Origin of the sequence: Streptomyces sp. NBC_01267 (assembly GCF_036241575.1) — a bacterium.
Taxonomy (GTDB): Bacteria; Actinomycetota; Actinomycetes; order Streptomycetales; family Streptomycetaceae; genus Streptomyces.
This window is the reverse complement of sequence record NZ_CP108455.1, coordinates 3,476,927-3,498,388: the sequence shown is the minus strand read 5'-3', so window position 1 is coordinate 3,498,388 and position 21,462 is coordinate 3,476,927. Positions and strand designations below refer to the sequence as shown.

General features: G+C 69.9%; 23 protein-coding genes. 10 read left to right on the top strand and 13 right to left on the bottom strand.

Annotation, left to right across the window (positions count from 1 at the left end; genetic code table 11):
- Positions 1-490: 490 nt before the first annotated feature.
- The 4 genes from OG709_RS16045 to OG709_RS16030 all read right to left on the bottom strand — a co-directional run bounded on the left by OG709_RS16045 (position 491) and on the right by OG709_RS16030 (position 3,598).
- On the bottom strand, positions 491-1,747 hold the full coding sequence (locus OG709_RS16045) for a DUF7224 domain-containing protein (RefSeq protein WP_250301037.1): 1,257 nt from the start codon (positions 1,745-1,747) through the stop codon (positions 491-493).
- 3 nt (positions 1,748-1,750) lie between these two features.
- Positions 1,751-2,494, bottom strand: a complete 744-nt coding sequence (locus OG709_RS16040; protein ID WP_250301038.1) for an ATP-binding cassette domain-containing protein — start codon at positions 2,492-2,494, stop codon at positions 1,751-1,753.
- Positions 2,495-2,589: 95 nt separating this feature from the next.
- Complete coding sequence (locus OG709_RS16035) at positions 2,590-3,012, bottom strand: hypothetical protein (protein ID WP_329166618.1); 423 nt, start codon at positions 3,010-3,012, stop codon at positions 2,590-2,592.
- 280 nt (positions 3,013-3,292) lie between these two features.
- Positions 3,293-3,598: a hypothetical protein gene (locus tag OG709_RS16030; protein ID WP_329166616.1), complete on the bottom strand. Its 306-nt coding sequence runs from the start codon at positions 3,596-3,598 to the stop codon at positions 3,293-3,295.
- Between the two features lie 229 nt (positions 3,599-3,827).
- On the opposite strand from OG709_RS16030, the gene OG709_RS16025 reads away from it, so the two are divergent.
- Together OG709_RS16025 and OG709_RS16020 are read left to right on the top strand one after the other, a co-directional pair.
- On the top strand, positions 3,828-4,628 hold the full coding sequence (locus tag OG709_RS16025) for a helix-turn-helix domain-containing protein (protein WP_266642295.1): 801 nt from the start codon (positions 3,828-3,830) through the stop codon (positions 4,626-4,628).
- Positions 4,618-4,842 carry a DUF397 domain-containing protein gene (locus tag OG709_RS16020; RefSeq protein WP_266642297.1) on the top strand — a complete coding sequence of 75 codons (225 nt, stop codon included), beginning with the start codon at positions 4,618-4,620 and terminating at the stop codon, positions 4,840-4,842. Before OG709_RS16025 ends, OG709_RS16020 begins: the two co-directional genes overlap by 11 nt.
- A 97-nt stretch (positions 4,843-4,939) precedes the next feature.
- Here the strand turns inward: OG709_RS16020 and OG709_RS16015 are convergent, their stop codons facing one another.
- Positions 4,940-5,515, bottom strand: a complete 576-nt coding sequence (locus OG709_RS16015) for a TerD family protein (RefSeq protein ID WP_250301043.1) — start codon at positions 5,513-5,515, stop codon at positions 4,940-4,942.
- A gap of 180 nt (positions 5,516-5,695) precedes the next feature.
- On the opposite strand from OG709_RS16015, the gene arfB reads away from it, so the two are divergent.
- A complete protein-coding gene (gene arfB, locus OG709_RS16010; protein ID WP_250301044.1) occupies positions 5,696-6,124 on the top strand; it encodes an alternative ribosome rescue aminoacyl-tRNA hydrolase ArfB in 429 nt (142 codons plus the stop codon).
- Between the two features lie 61 nt (positions 6,125-6,185).
- Here arfB and OG709_RS16005 read toward each other — a convergent pair whose 3' ends face one another.
- From OG709_RS16005 to OG709_RS15995, 3 genes are all read right to left on the bottom strand, one after another.
- The gene (locus OG709_RS16005) at positions 6,186-6,596 is read right to left on the bottom strand and encodes a VOC family protein (RefSeq protein WP_250301045.1); all 411 of its coding nucleotides are present in this window, start codon (positions 6,594-6,596) and stop codon (positions 6,186-6,188) included.
- 180 nt (positions 6,597-6,776) lie between these two features.
- Positions 6,777-7,169 (bottom strand): helix-turn-helix domain-containing protein, encoded by a 393-nt coding sequence (locus OG709_RS16000; RefSeq protein ID WP_266642301.1) that lies wholly within the window; start codon positions 7,167-7,169, stop codon positions 6,777-6,779.
- Between the two features lie 108 nt (positions 7,170-7,277).
- Positions 7,278-7,853 carry a flavin reductase family protein gene (locus OG709_RS15995; RefSeq protein WP_374211270.1) on the bottom strand — a complete coding sequence of 192 codons (576 nt, stop codon included), beginning with the start codon at positions 7,851-7,853 and terminating at the stop codon, positions 7,278-7,280.
- A 321-nt stretch (positions 7,854-8,174) separates the two neighbouring features.
- On the opposite strand from OG709_RS15995, the gene cdgB reads away from it, so the two are divergent.
- Both cdgB and OG709_RS15985 read left to right on the top strand, forming a co-directional pair.
- Positions 8,175-9,881 (top strand): diguanylate cyclase CdgB, encoded by a 1,707-nt coding sequence (gene cdgB, locus OG709_RS15990; RefSeq protein ID WP_250301047.1) that lies wholly within the window; start codon positions 8,175-8,177, stop codon positions 9,879-9,881.
- 111 nt (positions 9,882-9,992) lie between these two features.
- Complete coding sequence (locus OG709_RS15985) at positions 9,993-10,997, top strand: CBM35 domain-containing protein (RefSeq protein WP_250301048.1); 1,005 nt, start codon at positions 9,993-9,995, stop codon at positions 10,995-10,997.
- A 130-nt stretch (positions 10,998-11,127) separates the two neighbouring features.
- Here the strand turns inward: OG709_RS15985 and OG709_RS15980 are convergent, their stop codons facing one another.
- The 3 genes from OG709_RS15980 to OG709_RS15970 form a co-directional block, all read right to left on the bottom strand.
- Entirely contained in the window at positions 11,128-12,054 is a 927-nt protein-coding gene (locus OG709_RS15980) for a 1-phosphofructokinase family hexose kinase (RefSeq protein WP_266642307.1), read from the bottom strand.
- 92 nt (positions 12,055-12,146) lie between these two features.
- Complete coding sequence (gene nagA, locus OG709_RS15975) at positions 12,147-13,295, bottom strand: N-acetylglucosamine-6-phosphate deacetylase (protein ID WP_250301050.1); 1,149 nt, start codon at positions 13,293-13,295, stop codon at positions 12,147-12,149.
- The gene (locus OG709_RS15970; RefSeq protein ID WP_266642308.1) at positions 13,295-14,269 is read right to left on the bottom strand and encodes an ROK family protein; all 975 of its coding nucleotides are present in this window, start codon (positions 14,267-14,269) and stop codon (positions 13,295-13,297) included. Before OG709_RS15970 ends, nagA begins: the two co-directional genes overlap by 1 nt.
- 582 nt (positions 14,270-14,851) lie before the next feature.
- On the opposite strand from OG709_RS15970, the gene OG709_RS15965 reads away from it, so the two are divergent.
- From OG709_RS15965 to OG709_RS15945, 5 genes are all read left to right on the top strand, one after another.
- Entirely contained in the window at positions 14,852-16,069 is a 1,218-nt protein-coding gene (locus OG709_RS15965; protein ID WP_329166611.1) for an ABC transporter substrate-binding protein, read from the top strand.
- 102 nt (positions 16,070-16,171) lie between these two features.
- Entirely contained in the window at positions 16,172-16,420 is a 249-nt protein-coding gene (locus OG709_RS15960; protein WP_250301052.1) for a DUF3263 domain-containing protein, read from the top strand.
- A 33-nt stretch (positions 16,421-16,453) separates the two neighbouring features.
- Positions 16,454-17,308: a trehalose-phosphatase gene (otsB, locus tag OG709_RS15955; RefSeq protein ID WP_250301053.1), complete on the top strand. Its 855-nt coding sequence runs from the start codon at positions 16,454-16,456 to the stop codon at positions 17,306-17,308.
- Between the two features lie 72 nt (positions 17,309-17,380).
- Positions 17,381-17,866 (top strand): hypothetical protein, encoded by a 486-nt coding sequence (locus tag OG709_RS15950; protein ID WP_250301054.1) that lies wholly within the window; start codon positions 17,381-17,383, stop codon positions 17,864-17,866.
- A 2-nt stretch (positions 17,867-17,868) separates the two neighbouring features.
- Complete coding sequence (locus OG709_RS15945; protein ID WP_329166608.1) at positions 17,869-19,380, top strand: WXG100-like domain-containing protein; 1,512 nt, start codon at positions 17,869-17,871, stop codon at positions 19,378-19,380.
- Positions 19,381-19,446: 66 nt separating this feature from the next.
- Here the strand turns inward: OG709_RS15945 and OG709_RS15940 are convergent, their stop codons facing one another.
- On the bottom strand, positions 19,447-19,824 hold the full coding sequence (locus OG709_RS15940) for a YbaB/EbfC family nucleoid-associated protein (RefSeq protein ID WP_250301056.1): 378 nt from the start codon (positions 19,822-19,824) through the stop codon (positions 19,447-19,449).
- A gap of 197 nt (positions 19,825-20,021) precedes the next feature.
- The gene (locus OG709_RS15935; RefSeq protein ID WP_329166607.1) at positions 20,022-21,461 is read right to left on the bottom strand and encodes an alpha,alpha-trehalose-phosphate synthase (UDP-forming); all 1,440 of its coding nucleotides are present in this window, start codon (positions 21,459-21,461) and stop codon (positions 20,022-20,024) included.
- Position 21,462 lies beyond the last annotated feature (1 nt).

The following is a 21,462-nucleotide window of genomic DNA, read 5'->3' as shown; positions in this document are numbered from 1 at the left end:
TGCAGTGGCCAGGCCCACGGATAGGGTCTTCCTCCCGGGCCCATGCCGATGAGGGCACAGCCCACGGGAACCATGGCCACTGCCAGCGGACCGTACCGGGGGCCGAAGAAGTACTGCACGATGAGACCCACACCGATGTATCCGACCAGGTTGCGTGCGACTCCCGGTGCCAGGTCGAAGTCGAGCCACCACATCTCGACCAGCCCAAGAACGAGAGCAACCAGAGCAGTTCCGGCGACCGCGCTGGTCCGGTAGGCCGCGACGGGGCGGACAGCCACAGCATCCGAATCCCATGGCGTCCTGCTCAGTGCGTGCAGGAGTACGCACGCCGGTACTACCGGTAGGGCCAGAGGAATGGGGATGCCGGTTCCCAGACCGCCGAGAAGGGAGGGGATGGGCAGTGCGGAACCAGCCAGTAGGGGTGCTACCGCGAAACTGGCCAGCAAGGTAGCCGCGTACGTGTGCACCATATGGGCGCGCAGCCACCAGATCACGAGTTCCCCGCCAACGGGCCTCGGAAGGAAGCAGGGTTGAGGTCAGGATCCACCGCGCAGTCCAGGACGGATCGCATGTTCCGCTCGTACCAGGCGTGTTGCTGTGCAGGGCGCAACTTCCGCACCTCCTCAGCCAGGTCGACAGCGTCGCTCACCCAATGTTGCACCAGGTCGGCCTTGGTCTCGCCGCCCGTCAGCGCGAGCCACGCGTAGATCGCGGTGTGGGCAGCATCTCCCGGATACTCGGCCCGGGGGCGCATCGCACATGCAGGAGGAGCTGTGGGCAGGACACTTGTGGCCACAGTTGCCCGAATGCTGGCCTCACTGGGCTGGGGCTGGCCGAATTCAATTCGTGCCGCAGTGGAAACACCCACGCTGTGCACGCGCTGACCGGCATCCTTCGCCCAACGCGTGATCTCTTTCCGGCGGTCGTACTGCTCGGGCCATACGCACACCACGGGTTGGGTGCCGGCGCACTTCAGGAGATTCTGATTCCGTGCTTGCGTTCCTTGGAACTCAAGTGGCACCGCGAGCCCTACCGCTCCAGCAGTTCCCAGGACCACGGCAGAGATCACATAGATACGATGCCGTCGTTGCTTTGTCCCGAAAGCGGTGGCCAGGAGAGCAGCGGCCAACAGTCCGGCGGAGAAGGTGATCGTGGCAGCCATGCTGCGCACGGAGGCGGTCTGGTCAAGACCGCAACACTCGACGATGCCCTGGCCGTTCAAGTGCCGCAACCACGGCACTTCCCCCAGGGCCGCAGGCCAGAAGCCCCAGAGATACCCGAAGATCAGCATGGACGCCGCACCCAGCATGCGTGGCATCAGCGGACCGATGAGCCAGCCGAGTGCGATGTGGGAAACGACCACGGCGTAGGCGGTGACCAGTACCCCCAGGCTGGGGAATCCAGGTGCCCCTACAGCGGATGTGGAGATCGCCGCGAGGGAAGCGAGCAGTCCCAACAGCCCCAGTGCTGCGACCGGGGCGAGATGCATCCAAGCGACCTGGAGAGGGTTGCGCGCCGGCGCCCAGCCGTCCACGCCTGCTCGGTGGATCCTTGCTGCCTCCCAAGCGGCGCACGCGCCACAGGCCGCACTCACGAAGCCGAGGACGATCAGGGACTGAGTGGTCGCCGACTCCCAGTACGCGATCACGGAGTCGGTGTTCTGTGCGCCGAACCAGAACAGAACGGGAACGAGGACAAGGGCAATCCAGGCAGCCGGGCCCGATCGCAACAGTGTAGTGATCCGCATGGTTCAGACCTCCCCACGGACCATGGCGCGGTACGCGCTCTCAGCGCGCCGCTCGATTGCCATTCCTTCGGGAGCTCTGGCGAAGAACTCGCCAACAGTGCCTTGAAACACGGCCTGTCCCCGGTCCAGGACCACGACCGTGTCGTACACGTCCGCCAGATCCTCGGTTTGGTGAGTGGACACCACGAAGCTGACGGAGCCGGACAGTTCAGCCAGCAGGTCCCGGAAGACTCCCCGCTGTACGGGGTCGAGTCCGGCAGTGGGCTCATCAAGCAGTACGACGTCGGCCTCGTGGATCAGGGCCTGTGCGATTCCCAAGCGTCGCAGTTGCCCGCCGGACAGCTCGTGACTGCGCCGTTTCGCCAGTTCCGTGAGGCGTACCTGCTCCAGAGCTCCGACCGATCGTTCCCACGCTTCGGACTTCGACAGGCCCTTCAGCCAGCCTGCGTACGCGGCCTGTTCTCGCACGGTCAGGGATGGCACGGGCTTGATCTGCTGTGGCAGCCACCCCACCTTCTGACGGAATGCCCTGCGGTGTTTTCTATCGGTGCTGATCAGGTTGCCCAGCTGGACACGGCCGGTGGCCGGGTACTGAACAGATGCTCCCAGGGACAACAGAGTTGATTTTCCGGCTCCGTTGGGGCCGAGTAGCACGCTGCATCCTGAAGGGAACTCCAGCGTCAAATGATCGAGAACGGGGACTCCCGCGCGATACGCGAAGGAGCAATCGGCGAAGCGAAGCGGCACAGCACGTCCAGGTGGTCAGTCGGAACGATGTAGGTACGGGCAGTGTGCCCGGCCTGCTCACATGCAGAGCCGGGCACAATGCTGGTGGGCCAGAGTCAGTACTTGACAACCACGCTGGAGACACTGAGGTGCCAGCTGGTCTGGTCGGTGCCGTTGAGACCCGAGTAGTTGAAGTAGTACGAGCCGGACGCTACGTCACCGAAGCTGGAGGTGCCGCAGTAGTTGTTATTCCGGGCCACGACCGGGTCCGGAAGTTTCGCCCGCTCCTTCTTCAGCTGGAGTGTGGCGTACTTGAAGGTTCCGCTGGTGCCGCCGTTGGTCAGTGAGCAGCCGGAGAACTTGATGCTCGTCGAGACGCCGTCAGCATTGTTGTCCTTCCAGTGGCGTGACTCCTTGCCCGGCAGCCAACCCCCGATCGAACTGTTGAAGCCCCCCTCAGCCAGAGCTGGTCCAATCCCCAACACGGTGATGACTCCAGCTCCCAGGGCTGCTACAGCCATCTTGCGATACTTGTTCATTTTCCCCTCCGTTTTCAACACTCCGGCACTGGGCACGGTGCGTGACCCCCAGTCACGGATTGAATTCAGCGGTGTGATCATAGGCATCCACCCTCAGTTCCTCGCTAGCAAATATGTTTGATTTGAGCTGGATTTGAGGTTGCGGTGTGAAGGTGATCTGGAGAGCACCCCGGGGGTGTTGTTGCCGGTGGGTTCCAGGATGGGCTTCTCCGGGGCGTTGGTGCCCGCGGCGATGGGCTGGCTCAAGGGTCTGGCCGGTCACTCGGTATTCCTCTACGGTTCACGGCTTCTCTTCGTAGGCCGGTGCGGGCAGGCGTGCCCCGCGGCTTTCCGCGATGCGGTGTACGTCGGTGAGTGACTGCGTCATCAGGCCGCGCATGGAGCGGAGTTGGTCCCGGGGCGCCGTACGGTCGGCCAGTGCTTCCGCCGCGTCGTCGAGGAGATCGTCCGCCATGCCGAGCTGGTTACGCTCGATGGTGTCCGCGATGCGGGAGATGCGGCCGGCGCCGCCGCCGAGGAGGTAGGCGGGTTTGCCGGCCGGCCCCGTCCACGGCAGCAGTCGCGGTACGTGTGTGTGGCTGATCATGCGGACACCTCCACGGTGACGGTGTGGGCGATGTCTTGGTCCAAGTCGACCTGTTCCTTCAGGTTGGCCGTGCCCCCGGGTCGCCTTCGAGCGGCTGCGGAGATCTTGCGTGGGTCCGTCGTCATTCGGACGGCGATTTCACTGTCCGGGACCAGGATTCAGTGACGGCGCGTAACCTGACTAGTAGGTCAAAGGTGACAAGTCGGCGGTCTCGAAGGGGAGTTACGTCATGGCCAATGCTTACGGTGACTGGGTCAAGCAGCAACGCGAAGCGGCTGGGCTGACCCAGCAGGCGCTGGCCGATGCGGCCGTCATGACTCGTTCGCACATCTCGCACATCGAGGCGGGGCGACGCATTCCCTGCAAGGAGGATGCGAAGCGGCTGGACCTGGCGCTGAACACGGGGAACGTGTTGTTGAATTTCCTGCCGAGCGGGGACGAGCGGGCGGTTGCCGATCACTTCGAGGCCGCCCGACAGCTGGAGCAACAGGCGACCGTCATCCGGGAGTTCGCCCCGTCGTTTGTTCCTGGGCTGCTGCAGACCGAGGCGTATGCGCAAGCCGTCCTGCGTACCAGCTACCCCCCGCTGAGTGATGCGGAGCGTGACAGGGCTGTCGTCACGCGACTGGAGCGGGCCGATGTCCTCGCCGGCACGGTGACCCCCGTGCTGTGGGCGCTTCTTGACGAGGCAGTCATCCGGCGTCCCTTCGGCGGACCGAGTGTCATGGCTGAACAGCTCACGCATATCGCTGACTTGGTCGAGAGCGACCGCATCCGCGTGCACGTGATGCCGTTCGGTATGGGGGGTTACATGCTCTTGCAGAGCATGCTCGCGCTCATGTGGTTCGAGGACCAGCCGCCGGTGGCCTACGTGGAGGGCCTGTTCACGGGGAAGGTTCATGACTCCCCCTCCCTGGTCCAGCGATATCAGGCCACATACGATCTCGCGCTAGGCGACGCCTTGCCGACGCAGGAGACACTGGCCCTTCTGAGGGCTACAGCGAAGGAATACGGAGACCATGACAATTGAGCGCCACATTCCCCGCGCCTCCGCACTGAGCGGATGGCGGAAGTCCAGCCACAGCGGTGCCGACCAGGGCAGCTGTGTCGAGGTTGTCGACGGTTTTCCCGCCGCCGTCCCCGTCCGTGACTCGAAGGACCCGCACGGCCCCGCTCTGCTCTTCCCGACGAGTGGCTGGTCCTCGTTCGTGGCAGCCGTCAAGGGTGGCGAGTTCGCCGCCTGAGTCGGTAGGCGTCGGTAGGCGGCAGGAGTCACCGGTACGCACCGAGCCCCCGGCGGGAAAAGCCGGGGGCTCGGTCAGGTCGTGGCAGGCGTGGGTGTCAGACGCTGACGCCGAAGTCCTGGGCGATGCCGACGAGGCCCGAGGCGTAGCCCTGGCCGACCGCGCGGAACTTCCACTCCGCGCCGTTGCGGTAGAGCTCGCCGAAGACCATGGCGGTCTCGGTGGCGGCGTCCTCGCTCAGGTCGTAGCGGGCGATCTCGGCGTCGCCCGCCTGGTTGATGATGCGGATGAAGGCGTTCCGCACCTGGCCGAAGTTCTGCGAGCGGTTCTCCGCGTCGTAGATCGAGACCGGGAAGACGATCTTCTCGATGTCGGCGGGCAGACCGGCCAGGTTGACCTTGATCTGCTCGTCGTCGCCCTCGCCCTGGCCCGTGACGTTGTCGCCGGTGTGGACGATGGTCTGGTCCGGGGTCGCCTTGTTGTTGAAGAAGACGAAGTGGCCGTCGGAGTAGACCTTGCCCTCGCCGTTCACCGCGATGGCCGAGGCGTCGAGGTCGAAGTCGGTGCCGGTGGTCGTACGGACGTCCCAGCCGAGGCCCACCGTGACGGCGGTCAGGCCCGGGGCCTCCTTGGTGAGGGAGACGTTGCCGCCCTTGGACAGGCTTACAGCCATGGGGATGTCCCTTTCCGTTTGGTGCACGGGCTCCGTGTGGTTCACGACGCTACCGTCACCCGACATAACGTCGGCAGAGGACCGAGAGGTTCCAACTCTCTTTACTTTCTTTGCCCTCCCCGCGCGGCCCGGCCGGAAATGCGGGTGACGCGGGCCGTCCGGACCAGCGACCATGGACACATGTCCGGTCCTTACGTCGTCCGTGGTTCCGTCTCCCTGCCGGAGGCCGAACTCATGTGGCGCTTCTCGCGCTCCTCGGGACCCGGCGGCCAGCACGTCAACACCAGTGATACGCAGGTCGAGCTCCGCTTCGACCTCGCGAACACGGAGGCGCTGCCACCGGTGTGGAAGGAGCGTGCCCTGGAGCGGCTGGCCTCACGGCTGGTGGGTGGCGTCGTCACCGTACGGGCGTCGGAGCACCGTTCCCAGTGGCGTAACCGGGAGATGGCCGCCGTCCGGCTCGCCTCGCTGCTCGCGGAGGCGACCGCGCCGCCGCCGAAGCCGCGGCGGGCGACGAAGATTCCGCGCGGCATCAATGAGCGGCGGCTGCGGAACAAGAAGCAGCGCAGTGACACGAAGCGGGGGAGGACCGGGCGGGGCTGGGAGTGACGCCCCCTGCCCTGCACAGCCCCTCCCCGGATCCCCCGGGCGCTCGACCGCCCGGCGCGCCTCAGGCCTTCGGCTGGGTGAAGCGGATGCGGTTGCCGAAGGGGTCGCGAAGGCCGCAGTCCGTGCCGTACGGGCGTTCCGTGGGCTCCTCGGTGAACTCGACGCCCTGGCTCAGCAGCGTCTCGTACGTCTTGCGGCAGTCCTCCGTGGTGAAGATCAGCCAGCCGCCCATGGCTCCCTTGGTCACCAATTCGCGGACCTGCTCCGCGGTCTCCTCGGACATCGCCGGGGCGCCCGGCTTCTCCAGCAGGATCTGACGCTCGGGGTGACCGGGCACGCTGACGGCGAGCCAGCGCATGAAGCCCATGTCGACATCGGCGGTGACTTCCAGACCGAGCTTGCCGACGTAGAAGTCGAGGGCCTGGTCCTGGTCGAGGACGTATATCTGCGAGTGCGTGATGGCGTTGAACATGTGCATCACGCTACGGGGGGAGCCGCGCGGAAACTTATCCAAAACTGCTCAGTCGGCTGCGGCGGTCGGCAGTCGGTGCGGGGAGGTCGGTACGGGAGGTCGGTACGGGGTGGTCGGTACGGGGAGGCCGGTACGGGGTGGTCGGCCCGGACCGTACGGGAAGCGCGGCCGGGGCCGCGGTCAGCCGCTCGGCCGCATCCACGCCATCGCGAAGCACGTCGGCACACCCACGGCCGGCGTCTCCTTGCGGTACGTCCTCGGCGACCGGCCCACGATGTCGCGGAACGTGCGGCTGAAGGTCCCCGGGCTGCCGAAGCCGACCTCGAAGCAGATGTCCGTCACGCTGCGGTCGGTCTCCCGCAGCAGGAACATCGCCCGCTCCACCCGGCGCCGCTGGAGGTAGCGGTGCGGCGTCTCGCCGAACGTGGCCCGGAAGGTGCGCGCGAAGTGGGCCTGCGACACATGGGCGATCCGGGCCAGCGCCGGTACGTCCAGGGGCTGCGCGTAGGCGCGGTCCATTGCGTCCCGGGCCCGCAGCATGCGGCGGTTGGTCTCTTCCGAAGCGCGGCTCACGGCGCCATCACACCATGGGGTCATGACAGCAACGGCGTCATCACACCACGGCTCCGTCGCACCACACTCCGCGCGTACGGGACAGATAGGGGAGAGGTGCGGGGCAGATCAGTCCAGGCGCCGGTAGCGTCCCCGGAAGTACGCCAGCGGTGCGCCCTCCGCGCTCGGCAGCCCGACCGTGAGGACCCGGCCGATCACCAGGGTGTGGTCCCCCGCGACCACCCGCTGCTCGGTCACGCACTCCATCGTCGCCAGTGCGCCGCCCACCACCGGCGCCCCCGACGCCTCGCCGCGGGTGAACGGGATGTCCTGGAACAGCAGCCGGTCGCTGATGCGGCCCTTCATCGCGAACCGGCCCGCGATGTGCCGCTGGCTCTCGGCCAGCAGGGAGGCCGCCCAGCGGGGCTGTTCGGCGAGCAGGTCGTCCATCCGGGAGCCGTTGCGCAGGCTCACCATCGCCAGGGGCGGGTCGAGGGACACCGACATGAACGCGGTCGCCGTCATACCGACGTCCTCGCCGTGCGGACCGCCGTCCGCGTCGTGGGCCGTCACCAGCACCACTCCGGCGGTCAGTCGGGACATGGCGGCACGGAAGTCGTCGTTGCTCACGCCCTCAGGATGGGGGCTCGCGCCCTCGGGGTGGGGGACGGGCTCGGTACGCGGGGTGGGGATCGTCTGGAACACATCAAGAACGCTAGCCGTGGAAGCCAAGCTTCCGCATCGGACCGGAGGACCAGCCTGGTCCTAGGACCTCGCGCGCGCACCAACCCCGTGCGGCCACCGCGCGCAAGAATCCTGCGCGCGTTCAAGAAGCGACTGTCGCTTCCCACCTGCTGTCGCGTTCAACCCTTCATCCCCTGATGTGACTTGAGTCACGACGGACACAAATTGTTGACCCTGTGTACCTGCGGCACAGCTCGCTGTGATTCAGTGGCTGAGACCACTGCACCAAGAGCGCCGATAAGAACCCTGGAGTTGCTGTCGAGGTCTCGGGGGGAGCGAGCGATGGAGACCGAGTCGGAGCCGTACGTCCGTCTTGCGGCCCTGCGGCAGCTGCATCAAGCGGTCGCCAACCTCAACCAGGCCCGCAGCCTCGCGGACACCTTGCAGACCGTGGCCGACGGCATCGTGGCCGGGCTCGGTTACGAACTGGCCTGCGTCAATCTCGTACGGCCCGACGGTGACCTCATGGTCGCCGCGTTCGCCGGGGACGACTCCGCCGCCGCCCTGATGACCGGACGGGTCGGCCCGCGCGCGTCCTGGGAGCGCAGGCTCTCGATGGGCGAGGCCTGGGGCGACCTCCGTTTCATCCCGTACACCGAGGGCTGGGTCCTCGACAGCGACGACGTGCCGCAGGTGTACAACGACGGCCCCGAGCCGCGCTTCGAGGACGAGTGGCACCCCTCCGACCGGCTCTTCGCGCCGATGTACGCGACCGACGCGTCCGGCGGCGAGCTGCTAGGCGTCATATCCGTCGACCGTCCGCGCAACGGCCGCCACCCCGGCGCCTGGGGCCAGGAAGCGCTCCAGATGTACGCGTTCCAGGCCGCCATCGCGATCTCCAACGCCCGGCTGCGCGCCAATATGCAGCGCGCCCTGGTCCGGCTGGAGCGCGAGCAGCAGGCCCTGCGCGCCAGTGAGGAATCCTTCCGGCAGGCGTTCGAGTACGCGCCGAGCGGGATGGCCATCGCCGAGATGGGCGGTGACCAGCACGGGCGGCTGCTGCGCGCCAACGACGCGCTCTGCCGGCTGCTCGGGCGGCCCGCCTCCGCGATGCGCCGCTACTCCTTCGCCGATCTGGTCCACCCCGAGGACGTCGGCACCCTGCTCCGTACGTCCGCCGAGGGGGGCAGGGCCGAGCTGCGGCTGCGGCGGCGCGACACCTCGTACATCTGGGTCTCGCTGCGCAACTCCGTCGTCGCGGACACCGCCGACGGCCCCCGCTTCCTGCTCACCCACGTCGAGGACGTCGAGGAGCGCAAGCGCCACGAACTCGCCCTCGCCCACCGCGCCTCCCACGACTCGCTCACCGGGCTGCCCAACAGCGCCGAGCTGCGCGCCCGGCTCAGCGCCCGGCTCTGCGCCCGGCCGGACGCGGTGCGGGAGACGGCGATCGAGGCGCTCGACGCGGCGTACGAACAGGGCGGTGCCGGGTACGAACAGGGCGGCGCGGGCCTGGACCGGCAGTACGGGGTGGGCGCCTTCGAGTTCGGGAGTGCGCAGGCGGGGGCCGGGTTCCACGACCACGTGCACACCGTCGCCCCGACCGGGGCCGACGCGGAGCCCGGCGGCGAGGCGGAGGCCGACGACGGTACGAAGGGCCTCGCGGTGCTCTTCTGCGACCTCGACGGTTTCAAGTCGATCAACGACCGGTTCGGCCACCACACCGGCGACGCGGTGCTCATCGAGGTGGCCCGCCGGCTGACCTCGGGCGTGCGGGACGGGGACACGGTGGCCAGGCTCGGCGGCGACGAGTTCGTCGTGCTGGCGGACGGCCTCGGTGCGGCGGACGCGGCGGACCTGGCCGTCCGGCTGCGGAACGCGATCATTCCGCCGATCCGGGTCGACGGCCGGGCCGTCCGGGTGGGGGCCAGTTTCGGTATCGGCTGGGCCAGCTGCGGGATGACCGTCGAAGAGGTGCTGCGCTCCGCCGACCAGCGGATGTACGTGGAGAAGCGGTCGCGTTCGAAGGTGCACCGGCGGGCGGGGTAGGCGAAACCCCGCCGGGTGCCCGCACCGGGGCCCGGCCCGGCGGCCGACCGAACCGTTCATCCGTACGGGGTAGGCTCGCCCGCGTCAGCGATGTGTGAGGAGTACTTAGGGATGACGGCCGGCAACAACGGCGCGAGCACGCCCGAGGACGACGATCCGTTCGGTTATCTGTACGAGGACGGCCAGGCGGCAGGTGCCGTCCCGCCGCCCGGTGGCGGCGGATACGGCTACCCGGGTCCGACGTCCGGCGGTCAGCCCGGGGTGCCTCGGACGTCGTACAACCAGGTGCGTGCGGTCGGCGAGCGTCAGTACGGACAGCAGCAGGCGCCGCAGCAGGCCTACGGTCAGCCGCAGCAGGGGTACGGCCAGAACCCGCAGTACGGCCAGCCCCCGCAGCAGCAGTACGGTCAGCCGGCCCCGCAGTACGCCGCGCCCGAGACGTACCCCGGCGGCCCTCCGCCCCAACGGCCCCCGCAGAACAACGGCGGCGGACGCGGTGGCGGCCCCAACCACAAGGGGTTGCTGATCGGCGCGGTCGCGGTGGTCGCGGTCGTCGTCATCGGCATCGGTGCGGCCCTGGTGACCAACGGGGACGACAAGAACAAGGACGCCAAGGCGGGCGGCACCGGCAGCGGTCAGACGTCCTCCGAGTCGGTCGCGCCCAGCGATAAAGCTTCGCCCCCGCCCTCGAAGGCGGCGGACCTGCCGAAGCAGGACGCGGCGACCCTGAAGCTCGACGGCGGTGCCATCACCGACAAGACGGTCAAGGGCGCGCAGGGTCCGGACGGTTCGTACATCAACGGCTTCAACAACGTGGGCGCGTCGGTCACCTGGCAGGCCAACGTCGAGAAGGCCGGTGATTACAAGCTGTCCGTGCGCTACGCCATCCCGGCCCAGGACGCCAACGCCACGCTGACGGTGAACGACAAGGTCAACGGCTCGCCGCTGGGGCTGAAGAACTTCATCAACGGCAGCGATCCCGACTGGGCGAAGAACTGGCAGACCACCTGGGCGCCGGTCACGCTCAAGCAGGGCGAGAACACCATCAAGCTCTCCTGCGAGGACGGCAATCAGTGCAACGCCATCCTCGACTGGCTCCAGATCAAGCCGGTGTAGGACCGCAGGACCTGCACCTGCCGATCGCGTATCGCGTGCCCGAGGGGCGTCGCAGCAGCCGGACACCGGCCGCCGCGGCGCCCCTCGGGCGTTGCGGGCTCAAGGGTGCGTCGCCCTCGGGCGCGCGGGCTCAGGCCCCGGCCGGTGACGCGACGACCTCGACCTGCGGGAGCAGGTCCTCGTACGCGTCCCGGTCGAACTCGCCCGCCGCGGGCGCCAGTACCGTCGCCGCCGACAGGGCGACCGCGCGGGCCAGCCGCTCCGGCCACGGGAGGTCTTCCACCAGGCCCGACAGCAGTCCGGCGACCGCGGAGTCGCCCGCGCCCGTCGGGTTGCCCTGGAAGCGGGCGGGCGGCAGGGCCTGCCAGTTGCCGTCCGGGGTGGCGGCCAGCATGCCCTCGGCGCCCAGTGAGGCGACCACCGTGTGCGCGCCGCGGCGGCGGGCGTCGCGGGTGGCGCGCAGGGGTTCGCGGGAACCGGTCAGCTGGGCCAGTTCGTCGGCGTTCGGCTTGACCAGGTCGGGGCGGGCGGCGATGCCCCGGCGCAGCGGTTCGCCGCTGGTGTCGAGGAGCACCGGGACGCCCGCGCCGCGGGCCTGCTTGACCAGCTGGGCGTACGCGCCGACCGGGACGCCCGGCGGCAGGCTGCCGCAGAGGGCCACCGCCTCGGCGTCGGCCAGCAGCTTCCCGTACGAGGAGAGGAAGGTGTCCCACTCGGCGGCCGAGACGGACGGGCCCGGCTCGTTCAGCTGGGTGGTGTCGCCGGACGCGGCGTCGACGACCGCGATGGTGCGCCGGGTGGTCCCGGCGACCGGGACGAGCGCGTCGGTGGGCGGCAGATCGGCGAGCAGCTCACGCAGCACCTCGCCCGTCGTGCCGCCGGCGAAGCCGGTCACGACCGTGTCGTGGCCGAGCGCGGAGAGCACCCGGGCCACGTTCAGGCCCTTGCCGCCCGCACGCTCGGTGACCGATTCGACTCGGTGACTGGCGTGCGGTATCAGCGCGGGGACGTGGTAGGTGATGTCGAGCGCGGTGTTCAGGGTGACGGTCAGAAGCACTTGATCGATCATGCCAAAGCGGAAGCGGCAGGCACAGTGTGTGGACCTACCGCTTCCGCTTCGATCGTGCATCAATGCCGCCGCTTAACGGACTATTTCGGCTCAACCACCCAATTGCCCTTGCGCATCACGCCGGCCAGCGCGAAGTCCGCGTCCAGGACGACCAGGTCGGCGTCCTTGCCGGGCTCCAGCGAACCGACCTTGTCGTACACGCCGAGCAGCTTCGCCGGGTTGGCGGAGATGGACCGTACGACGTCCTCCACGGGGAGCTTGTCGACGGTCACCGCGCGCCGGAAAGCGGTGTCCAGGGTGAGCGTGGAACCGGCGATCGAGCCGCCTCCCGCCAGTCGGGCGACGCCGTCCTTCACCTCGACCTCCAGCGGGCCGAGCAGGTAGACCCCGTCGCCGAAGCCCGCCGCGTCCATCGCGTCGGTGATGAAGGCGACCCGTGCGGAGCCCGCCGAGCGGTACGCCAGTTCCAGCGCGGCCGGGTGCAGGTGCGTGCCGTCGTTGATCAGCTCGACGGTGACCCGCTCGTCCTCCAGGAGGGCGGCGATCGGGCCGGGGGCGCGGTGGCCCAGGCCCGGCATCGCGTTGTAGAGGTGGGTGGCGACGCTCGCACCCGCCTCGATCGCCTCGACGGTCTGGTCGTACGTGGCGTCGGTGTGGCCGATGGCCGCGATGACCCCGTTCTCCTTGAGGAGGCGTACGGAGTCGATGCCGCCGGTCATCTCGGTGGCGAGGGTGAACATCTTGGCCGTACCGCGCGCCGCGTCCATCAGCTTGCGGACGTCGGCCGGGTCCGGGTCGCGCAGCAGCGCCTCGCTGTGGGCGCCCTTGCGGCACGGGGAGATGAACGGGCCCTCGAAGTGGATGCCCGCCAGGTCGCCCTGCTCGACCAGTTCGGAGAGCAGCGCGGCGCGCTCGGCGAGGAAGTCCATCTCGCCGGTGACGGTCGAGGCGACCATCGTCGTGGTGCCGTGCTGCCGGTGGGTGTCGATGCCCTTGAGCACGTCGTCCTGGGTGCCGGACGTGAAGGACGCGCCGCCGCCGCCGTGGACGTGCATGTCGACGAATCCGGGGACCACCCAGTGGCCGGTGAGGTCGAGCACGGTCGCGCTCTCGGGTGAGCTTCCCGCGATGCGTGAACCCTCCACGATGACCCGGCCGCTCTCGACGGTCCCGGTCGGCAGCACCACCCGGGCTCCGGAGAGGACTGTGCTTGCTTCGCTTCCGGCCATCAGGCGGATACCTCCGTGGAGAGAAGATCCCAGGCGAGCAGCCCTGCGCCCAGGCACCCGGCGGTGTCCCCGAGGGCCGCCGGGACGATGTGGGGCGGCTTCTGGAACGTCAGGCGTTCCTCCACCGCTGCCTTCAGTGGGACGAACAGCGTGTCCCCGGCCTCGGCGAGACCGCCGCCGATGATCAGGGTGCGGGGGTCGAGCAGGGTGAGCGCGGTGACCAGGCCGTCGGCGAGGGCGTCCACCGCGTTCTGCCAGACGGCGACGGCCTTCGGGTCGCCGGACTCGACGGCCTTGGCGCAGTCGGCCGCGTCGGCCTCCGGGTCGCCGGACGCCTCGGCCCAGGCCAGCGAGACCGCGGACGCGGAGGCGTACCGCTCCAGACAGCCGCGCTGGCCGCAGCCGCAGGCGACACCGCCGTGCCGGACGATGATGTGGCCGATCTCGCCCGCGTAACCGTGGGCGCCCGCCTCGATGGAGCCCTCGATGCCGATGGCGCCCGCGATACCGGTGCCGAGCGGCATGAAGAGGAACCGGTCGGCGCCCTTGCCCGCCCCGATCCGGCCCTCGGCGAGGCCACCGGTGCGGACGTCGTGGCCGAGGGCGACCGGGATGCCGTGCAGCCGGGTGCTGAGCAGTTCGCGCATCGGGACGTCGCGCCAGCCGAGGTTGGAGGCGTAGACGGCGATGCCGTTCTCGGCGTCCACGATGCCGGGGATGGCGACACCGGCCGCCGACGCGGTCCGGCCGAGGTGTTCCTCGCCGTACGCGCGCAGCTCGGCGGCGAAGTCGAGGATCGACTCGACGACGGCCTCGGGGCCGCGCTCTCTGTTGGTGGCCCGCCGCGCCTCGTGGAGCAGGGAGCCGTCGGCCCCGACCAGTGCGGCTTTCATGCCGGTGCCGCCCACGTCGAGGGCGATGACATGGTTTTCGGCCGGGGAACCGGGGGTGGATCCCCGGGGGAGTGCAGTCACAGGGACAGTGTGTCTCGGATAACCGAAAAAGGTCTAGTCCACCTGTACCGGATTGTTGCGCGCCCATACAAAGTGCGGGCAAAGTCCCGGCAAAACGCGGCTGCCTGCGAGGACGGCGGGTGAGGGCGTGGACGAGGGCGGCGAAGGGGGCGGGGCCGGGGTGCCGGCGGGGCGTGGGCGGGGCGTGGGCGGAGGCGCGCGCCGCTGAACTGGGCCTGGGGCCCGTGGGGTTCGTGTTGCTGAAGCGAGACCCGGCAGCTGTAGACCTCGCAGGTGGCGTACGGGAAGATCCGGCTTAGACCGACCGGCAATTGGGGGGCGGCGTCGCATGGTCTGGCACGCACGCTCGCCGCGTTGTCGTCAATCACCATGGCTCCGCCATGCCTCAATCCTCCGCCTTGCGACCGCACGCACCAGACCACGCTCCTTCCCCACCCCCCAATTGCCGGTCGGTCTTGATGCGACGGGATGACATGGGGGCCCTCGGTGGGCTGTCGCAGGGGATCCAACTGAACACAAGGGTGGTAAAGGGCTGTGCAGCGGCGCTTTTTGGGTCTTACCGCGGCGGCTGCCGCACTCGGTATGACAGCAGTGCTCTCGGGATGCGGATCCGACAGCGGACCGGGCGACGTCATGCTGAAGGTCGTCGCCGCGAACTACGATCCGGCGGACGGGCCGAGCAACCAGCAGTACTGGGACAAACTGGCCGCCGCCTTCGAGGCCAAGAACCCGCACATCAAGGTCGACGTCTCCGTCTACCCCTGGCCGGTCGTCGACGCGAAGGTCGCCGCGATGGTCAAATCCGGCCACGCCCCCGACATCGCCCAGATCGGCTCCTACTCCGACTACGCGGCTGCGGGCAAGCTCTACAGCGCCGACGACCTGCTCTCCATCGCCGTCCAGTCCAACTTCCTCTCCTCGCTCTCCGACGCGGGCGAGCAGGACCGGGTGCAGTACGGCCTGCCGTTCGTCGCCTCGACCCGGCTCCTCTTCTACAACGAGAAGATGTTCGCGAACGCCGGGATCAAGCCGCCGAAGACCTGGGCCGAGCTCAAGGCCGACGCCGAGGTGCTCAAGGCGCAGGGGGTGAAGTACCCGTACGCGCTGCCGCTCGGCCCGGAGGAGGCCCAGGTCGAGACCATGCAGTGGATGCTCAGCGGGAACGGCGGCTACACCGACGGCGTCGGTACGTACACGCTCGACTCGGCCGAGAACGCCAAGACCTTCAACTGGCTGAAGAACGACCTCGTCGGCGCCCATCTCACCGGCCCGGTGGCCCCCGCCGAATTCAGCCGTAAGCAGGCGTACGCGGCCTTCACCAAGGGCGAGGTCGGCATGCTCAACGGCCACCCGCAGCTGGTGCAGCAGGCCGTCGCCAAGGGCGTCAAGGTCGGCATGGTCTCGATGCCCGGTATCAACGGCCCGGCCAAGTCGGCCACGGGCGTCGCCGACTGGATCATGGGCTTCAAGCAGAACGGCCACCGCGAGGAGATAGGCAAGTTCCTCAACGACGTCTTCAGCGACAAGAACGTCCTGGACCTCACCGAGAGGTACAACCTGCTGCCGTCCACCACCTCGGCGTCCGGGATGCTGGCGGACGAACCGAAGTACAAGTTCCTCAAGACCTTCCTCGACCAGCTGCCCACCGCGCAGCTGCCGCCCGTCGGCAAGACGTCCTGGTCGCAGGTGAGCACCGACGTCAAGAAGGAGATCGGCAAGGCCGTGCGGCCGGGTGGCAATCCGGTGAGCGTCCTCAACCAGCTCCAGACCCAGGCGTCGACCGCGCAGAACGCCGAGTAGCCCCGGCCCGCTGCCGGGTACGAACGCCGAGCAGCCCGGTCCCGCTGCCGGGGAGGAGCACCGGGTAGCCCCGGCCCCGGGCTCCCCAGTACGTTGGCTCATATGACTGGCGACGACGTGCACGGCCCCGCGCTCTCCGAGCGCGACCGTGCCGTACTCGCCGTGGAACGCCACCCCTGGCCCGGCACCGGCGCCAAGGAGCGGGCCATCAGGGAGCGGCTGGGGATCTCGCCGGTCCGTTACTACCAGCTCCTCAACGCCCTGCTGGACGACGAGGGCGCGCTGGCCCACGACCCGGTGACGATCAACCGCCTCCGCCGGATACGTACGGCGCGCCGAGAACGCCGCTGACGGGCTCCTCCGAGCCCGGCTAGGGTCACCCCCATGGGCAGCTCACCGCACCCCTTGCCGACCCCCGCCACCGACGCCGGCCGCGAAGGCCTCGCGGCTCTCCTCGCCGGGCCCGAAAAGGCCGTCGTGGCCCTCGACTTCGACGGCACGCTCGCCGACATCGTGCCCGACCCCGAACAGGCCCGCGCCCACCCCGACGTCGTCCCGGCGCTCGCCGCGCTCGCCCCACGGGTCGCCTCGGTGGCCGTGGTCACCGGCCGCCCGGCCGACCTCGCCGTCCGGTACGGCGGCTTCGCGGGCGTACCCGGCCTGGAGCGCCTGGTGGTCCTCGGCCACTACGGCGCCGAGCGCTGGGACGCCGTCACCGCCACGGTCCACGCCCCCGCCCCGCACCCGGGCGTCGCCGCGGCCCGTGCGGAGCTTCCCGCCCTCCTCGACGGGGTGGCCGCCGCGCGCGGCGCTTGGACCGAGGAGAAGGGCGGCCGGGCCGTCGCGGTCCACACCCGCCGCGCCGCCGACCCGGCCGCGGCCTTCGCGGCCCTGCGCACCCCGCTGGCCGGACTCGCCGCCCGGCACGGGCTGATCGTCGAACCGGGCCGGATGGTCCTGGAGCTGCGCCCGCCCGGCGTCGACAAGGGCGTGGCGCTGACGGAGCACGTACGGGGAACGGGCGCCGGGGTTGTCCTCTACGCCGGTGACGACCTCGGGGACCTGCCCGCCTACGCCGCGGTCGAGAGCCTCCGCACGGAGGGTGTCCGGGGCCTGCTGGTGTGCGTGGGGGGCGACGAGGTACCCGAACTGGCCGCGCGGGCCGATCTGTTGCTGCCGGATCCGGAGGCGCTCGCGGGGTTCCTGGGGGGACTGGCCTCGGCCCTGGCGGCGCGCTGACCCCCGCCAGGATCGCATCAAGGATCCGGGCGGCCGATGGCAGCGGCGGCGGCGGGGCCACAGGCTGGGACGATGCCTACCGTCTCCTCCACGAACTCCCCGGAACCCACCGGGGGCTACCGCAACAACCCGCTGTCGCTCACCGCCCCGGACTCCACCGTCGGCGGTGGGTACAGCCACGACAACAGCGTCGACTGGTCGGGGGTCCTCGTCGTCGACCTCGGGGAACTGAAGAACGCCCGCGCCGTTTTCGACGACGCCCGAGCCGTCGCACACGACTGCGCCGCCGCCCTGGACCGTACGGTCACGGCCCCCGCGCTGGGGGACCGGCCGTGGGGGACCGACCCGCTGGGGAAGACCTTCGAGGCGAACTACGCGGGGGACGACGGCAGCGGTCCGGCAGTCGTCGTCCAGGGGGCGATCGACACGCTGGAGGCCATCTTCCGGAAGCTGGTGGACGACATCGGCGCCGTGCACGGGGTGCTGGAGGGCGCGGAGGGCCATGCCTCCGCGTTGGCGGACACCGCGTTCGGCGGGGAACAGGGCGAGGCGGAGTAGAGATGGCGGCCACCACCGTTCCCCCGGGCGTGCAGACCCTGCTGGAGATCCTGGTCGGCAACGACTGGCCGGAGGGCAACCCGGACGACCTGCGGTACCTGGCCACCGGCTGGCGCGACGCGGAGACAGCGGTCAACGACATCGTGGCGCTGGTGGTCTCGGCGTCGGCGGCGGTCGACCGGGGCGTGACCGGGCAGACCGGGGCCGCATTCCACGCGTACGCCGACGACCTCACCCGGGGCGCGGAACCGTACCTCCCGGCCATCGCCGATGCCTGTGAGGCGCTCGCCGGGGCGCTGGAGGCGATGGCGCTGGAGATCGAGACCCTGCGCATCGAGATCATCGGGATGCTGGTGGCCCTGGCGGTGGAGATCGCCATCGCCGTGGCCATGTCGTTCTTCACCTTCGGGGCCAGCGAGGCGGCCATCCCGGCGGAGATGGCACTCACCCGTGCCGTCATCGTCCGCTTCATCCGCAAGGCGATCATCAGGCTCGTCGCGCACGTGGTGGACTCCGAACTCCAGCAGGTGGGCTGGGACCTGGTCGCCCAGCTCGACGAGATGCGCCGCGGCCACCGGCCGGGCGGCATCGACTGGGGCGAGGTCGGCAAGGCGGCGACCGCGGGCGCGGTCGGCGCGCTCGTGGGCTTCGGCACGGGCGGCCTCGGCAAGGGGATCGGCAAGGGGCTGACCAAGGGGGGCGGGAAGCTGCTCGGGGACGCGTTCCCCACGAAGCTCTTCGACGGGTCGACGCCCAAGGGATTCCGGAACAACCTCACCAAGTTCGGCGCCGGCGCACCGTTCGCCGCGCTCTGGGGAGCGGCGTCCGGTACGGCGGAGGCGGCTGCCCAGGACGCGGCGATGGGCAACGCCCCGGGCTCCGACGTGACGTACGGGGCGATGAACGGGGCGTTCGGCGGGATCAAGGGGAAGGGACTGAGCACCCTGAACCCGCACGACTTCGGGTCCCTCTCACCGGGGAAGTACCTCGACGACTACGGGCAGAAGGCGGGCGACAAGCTCTTCGGGGGCGATCCCGCGGGCGGCTCCGGGGGCCGTCCCGCGGGCGGCACGGTCACGACGTACGAGAACGGTGCCCGGATCACCACCACCGCCGACGGTTCGACGATCACCTGGCCGGACGGGGTACGGGGAGAGAGCGCGGCCCCCGGGGAGACGGGGACCGTCCACTGGGGCGACGGCAGCACCACCACCCATCTCGGGGAGGGGATCAGGGTCGACAGCGCGCCCGGCGGTACGGAGACCGTGCACTGGGGCGACGGCACCAGCACGAGCACCCTGGCGGACGGTACGAAGGTGGAGAGCACGGCCGACGGGACCGCGACGGTCCACTGGGGTGACGGTACGACGACGGTCACCCGGCCCGACGGCATCTGGATCGAGACCGCACCCGACGGGACCGAGACGGTCCACTGGGGAGACGGCACGACGACCGTCAACCAGCCGGAGGCCGTGCCCACCGCCGACGACATCACGCGGATCCTCAACCCCTGAGGGGCACCGCGGTCACGAGCCCCTGAGAAGTACTGCGGTCACGACCCTCACGAGCCCCTCAGGGGGTCACTTCTGCTCGGGCATCCCGCGCAGGGACCGCTTCAGCTCCTCCAGCGCGGCCAGGTCCTCCGGCCCCGCGCTCGCCGCCACCACGGGCGCGAACGCCTCCCGCACCTTCGCCGAGGCCTGCTGCCTGACCTCGGCGATCGTCCCCACCAGGAGCGCGCCCAGCTCGGCGGGGGCCATGTCGCGGAAGTCGTCGGTGTCGAACGTGATCTGCCGGATGCCGCCCCGGACATCCCCCACGACCGTCACCGACCGGTCCTTGGAACGGGCGGTGACGGACTGCCCTTCGAGTGACTCCTGCGCGCCGCGGACGAGTGACATGCGCTCGGTGAACTCGCCCATCAGCGCCGCGAGTCGGTTGTCGTACGCGGAACTCATTCTTCGGTCACTCCTGCTGTTCGCCCACGTCTCGGGTGCATTCGGCACCACGCTAAGCGCGCGCGGAGGGCACCGGCCGGGGCGCCGGAGATCTTTGACGCGTGCTTGATCCGCAGGGCATTTCAGGGCGTTCCATGAGCGTTCGCCGAGTCCCGGCCCGAGCGCGCGCGGTCAGTCGCCCGTCCGTTCTCCCGAGGTCAGCCGCCGCCCTGCTCTCCCGAGGTCAGCGCGTTCAACTGGTCCAGGAACCACTGCTGCGGCGGCAGCGCGGTCGCCGCGGCGGCCAGCCGGCCGGTGCGCTCGGCGCGTTCGGCGTCCGGCATGGTGAGCGCCCGGTGCAGGGCGTCGGCGGTGGCGCTCACGTCGTACGGGTTCACGGTGATCGCGTCGTCGCCCAGCTCCTCGTACGCCCCCGCCTCCCGGGAGAGCACCAGGGCGCACCCGTGGTCCGAGACGACCGGGACCTCCTTCGCGACCAGGTTCATCCCGTCGCGGATCGGGTTGACGAGCGCGACGTCCGCCAGCCGGTACGCGGCCAGCGAGCGCGCGAAGTCGTCCTTCAGGTAGAGCGCGACCGGGGTCCAGTCGGGCGTCCCGTAACGGGAGTTGATGTCGTCGGCGACGCGTCGCACCTCGGTCATGTAGTCGCGGTAGACCGCGAGGTCCTGCCGGGACGGGTACGCGAACGCCATGTGCACCACCCGGCCGCGCCACTCGGGCCGGGCGTCGAGCAGTTCCCGGAAGGCGAGCAGCCCGCGCACGATGTTCTTCGACAGCTCGGTGCGGTCCACCCGGACGATCGTCTTCCGGTCCCCCGCACTCTCACCACCACCGCCGCCGATCCGCTCGCGCAGCGCCGTCATCCGTTCGTCCACGTCCGGCCGGTGGGACCGCTCCCGCAGGAAGTCGGCGTCGGCGCCGAGGCCGTGCACCGAGACCGCGGTGTCCCCGGTGCCGCCCACGACCGCCGTGCAGCAGGCGACGAAGGCGTCGGCCCAGCGCCGGGTCAGGAATCCCGCCCGGTCGGCGCCCAGGATGCCGTGCAGCAGCTCCGCACCGATGTCGTCGGGCAGCAGCCGGAAGTACTCGACCGGCGCCCACGGGGTGTGCGAGAAGTGCGAGATCCGCAGGTCGGGCCGGAGCTCGCGCAGCATGCCGGGCACCAGGGCCAGGTGGTAGTCCTGCACCAGCACGGCGGCCCCGTCGGCGGCCTCGGCGGCCAGCGCGTCGGCGAAGGCGCGGTTGTACGTGCGGTACGCGTCCCACTGGCGCCGGAACGCCACGTCGAACACGGGCTCCAGCGGCGTCTGGTAGAGCATGTGGTGGACGAACCACAGCACGGAGTTGGCGATGCCGTTGTACGCGGCGGCGTGCACCTCGGCGTCGATGTCGAGCATCCGCACACCGTCCTCGCCGAACCCGCGCCGGACTGCCGCACGGTCACCGTCACCGAGCGCGGCACACACCCAGAGGGAGTCGGTGTCGCCCTCGATCGCGGAGAGCCCGGAGACGAGCCCGCCGCCACCGCGTGCGGCCTCCAGCTCGCCGTCGTCACGGAGGGTGTACGAGACGGGCCCCCGGTTGGAGGCGACGAGGACGCGGGCGGCATGTACACGGGCGGCATGCGGAGAGGCCATG

Coding starts and splice junctions, on each gene's coding strand:
- OG709_RS16045 (WP_250301037.1), bottom strand. CDS start 1,747: ATGCGGATCACTACACTGTTGCGATCGGGCCCGGCTGCCTGGATTGCC.
- OG709_RS16035 (WP_329166618.1), bottom strand. CDS start 3,012: ATGAACAAGTATCGCAAGATGGCTGTAGCAGCCCTGGGAGCTGGAGTC.
- OG709_RS16030 (WP_329166616.1), bottom strand. CDS start 3,598: ATGATCAGCCACACACACGTACCGCGACTGCTGCCGTGGACGGGGCCG.
- OG709_RS16025 (WP_266642295.1), top strand. CDS start 3,828: ATGGCCAATGCTTACGGTGACTGGGTCAAGCAGCAACGCGAAGCGGCT.
- OG709_RS16020 (WP_266642297.1), top strand. CDS start 4,618: ATGACAATTGAGCGCCACATTCCCCGCGCCTCCGCACTGAGCGGATGG.
- OG709_RS16015 (WP_250301043.1), bottom strand. CDS start 5,515: ATGGCTGTAAGCCTGTCCAAGGGCGGCAACGTCTCCCTCACCAAGGAG.
- arfB (WP_250301044.1), top strand. CDS start 5,696: ATGTCCGGTCCTTACGTCGTCCGTGGTTCCGTCTCCCTGCCGGAGGCC.
- OG709_RS16005 (WP_250301045.1), bottom strand. CDS start 6,596: ATGTTCAACGCCATCACGCACTCGCAGATATACGTCCTCGACCAGGAC.
- cdgB (WP_250301047.1), top strand. CDS start 8,175: ATGGAGACCGAGTCGGAGCCGTACGTCCGTCTTGCGGCCCTGCGGCAG.
- OG709_RS15985 (WP_250301048.1), top strand. CDS start 9,993: ATGACGGCCGGCAACAACGGCGCGAGCACGCCCGAGGACGACGATCCG.
- nagA (WP_250301050.1), bottom strand. CDS start 13,295: ATGGCCGGAAGCGAAGCAAGCACAGTCCTCTCCGGAGCCCGGGTGGTG.
- OG709_RS15965 (WP_329166611.1), top strand. CDS start 14,852: ATGACAGCAGTGCTCTCGGGATGCGGATCCGACAGCGGACCGGGCGAC.
- OG709_RS15960 (WP_250301052.1), top strand. CDS start 16,172: ATGACTGGCGACGACGTGCACGGCCCCGCGCTCTCCGAGCGCGACCGT.
- otsB (WP_250301053.1), top strand. CDS start 16,454: ATGGGCAGCTCACCGCACCCCTTGCCGACCCCCGCCACCGACGCCGGC.
- OG709_RS15950 (WP_250301054.1), top strand. CDS start 17,381: ATGCCTACCGTCTCCTCCACGAACTCCCCGGAACCCACCGGGGGCTAC.
- OG709_RS15945 (WP_329166608.1), top strand. CDS start 17,869: ATGGCGGCCACCACCGTTCCCCCGGGCGTGCAGACCCTGCTGGAGATC.
- OG709_RS15940 (WP_250301056.1), bottom strand. CDS start 19,824: ATGAGTTCCGCGTACGACAACCGACTCGCGGCGCTGATGGGCGAGTTC.
- OG709_RS15935 (WP_329166607.1), bottom strand. CDS start 21,461: ATGGCCTCTCCGCATGCCGCCCGTGTACATGCCGCCCGCGTCCTCGTC.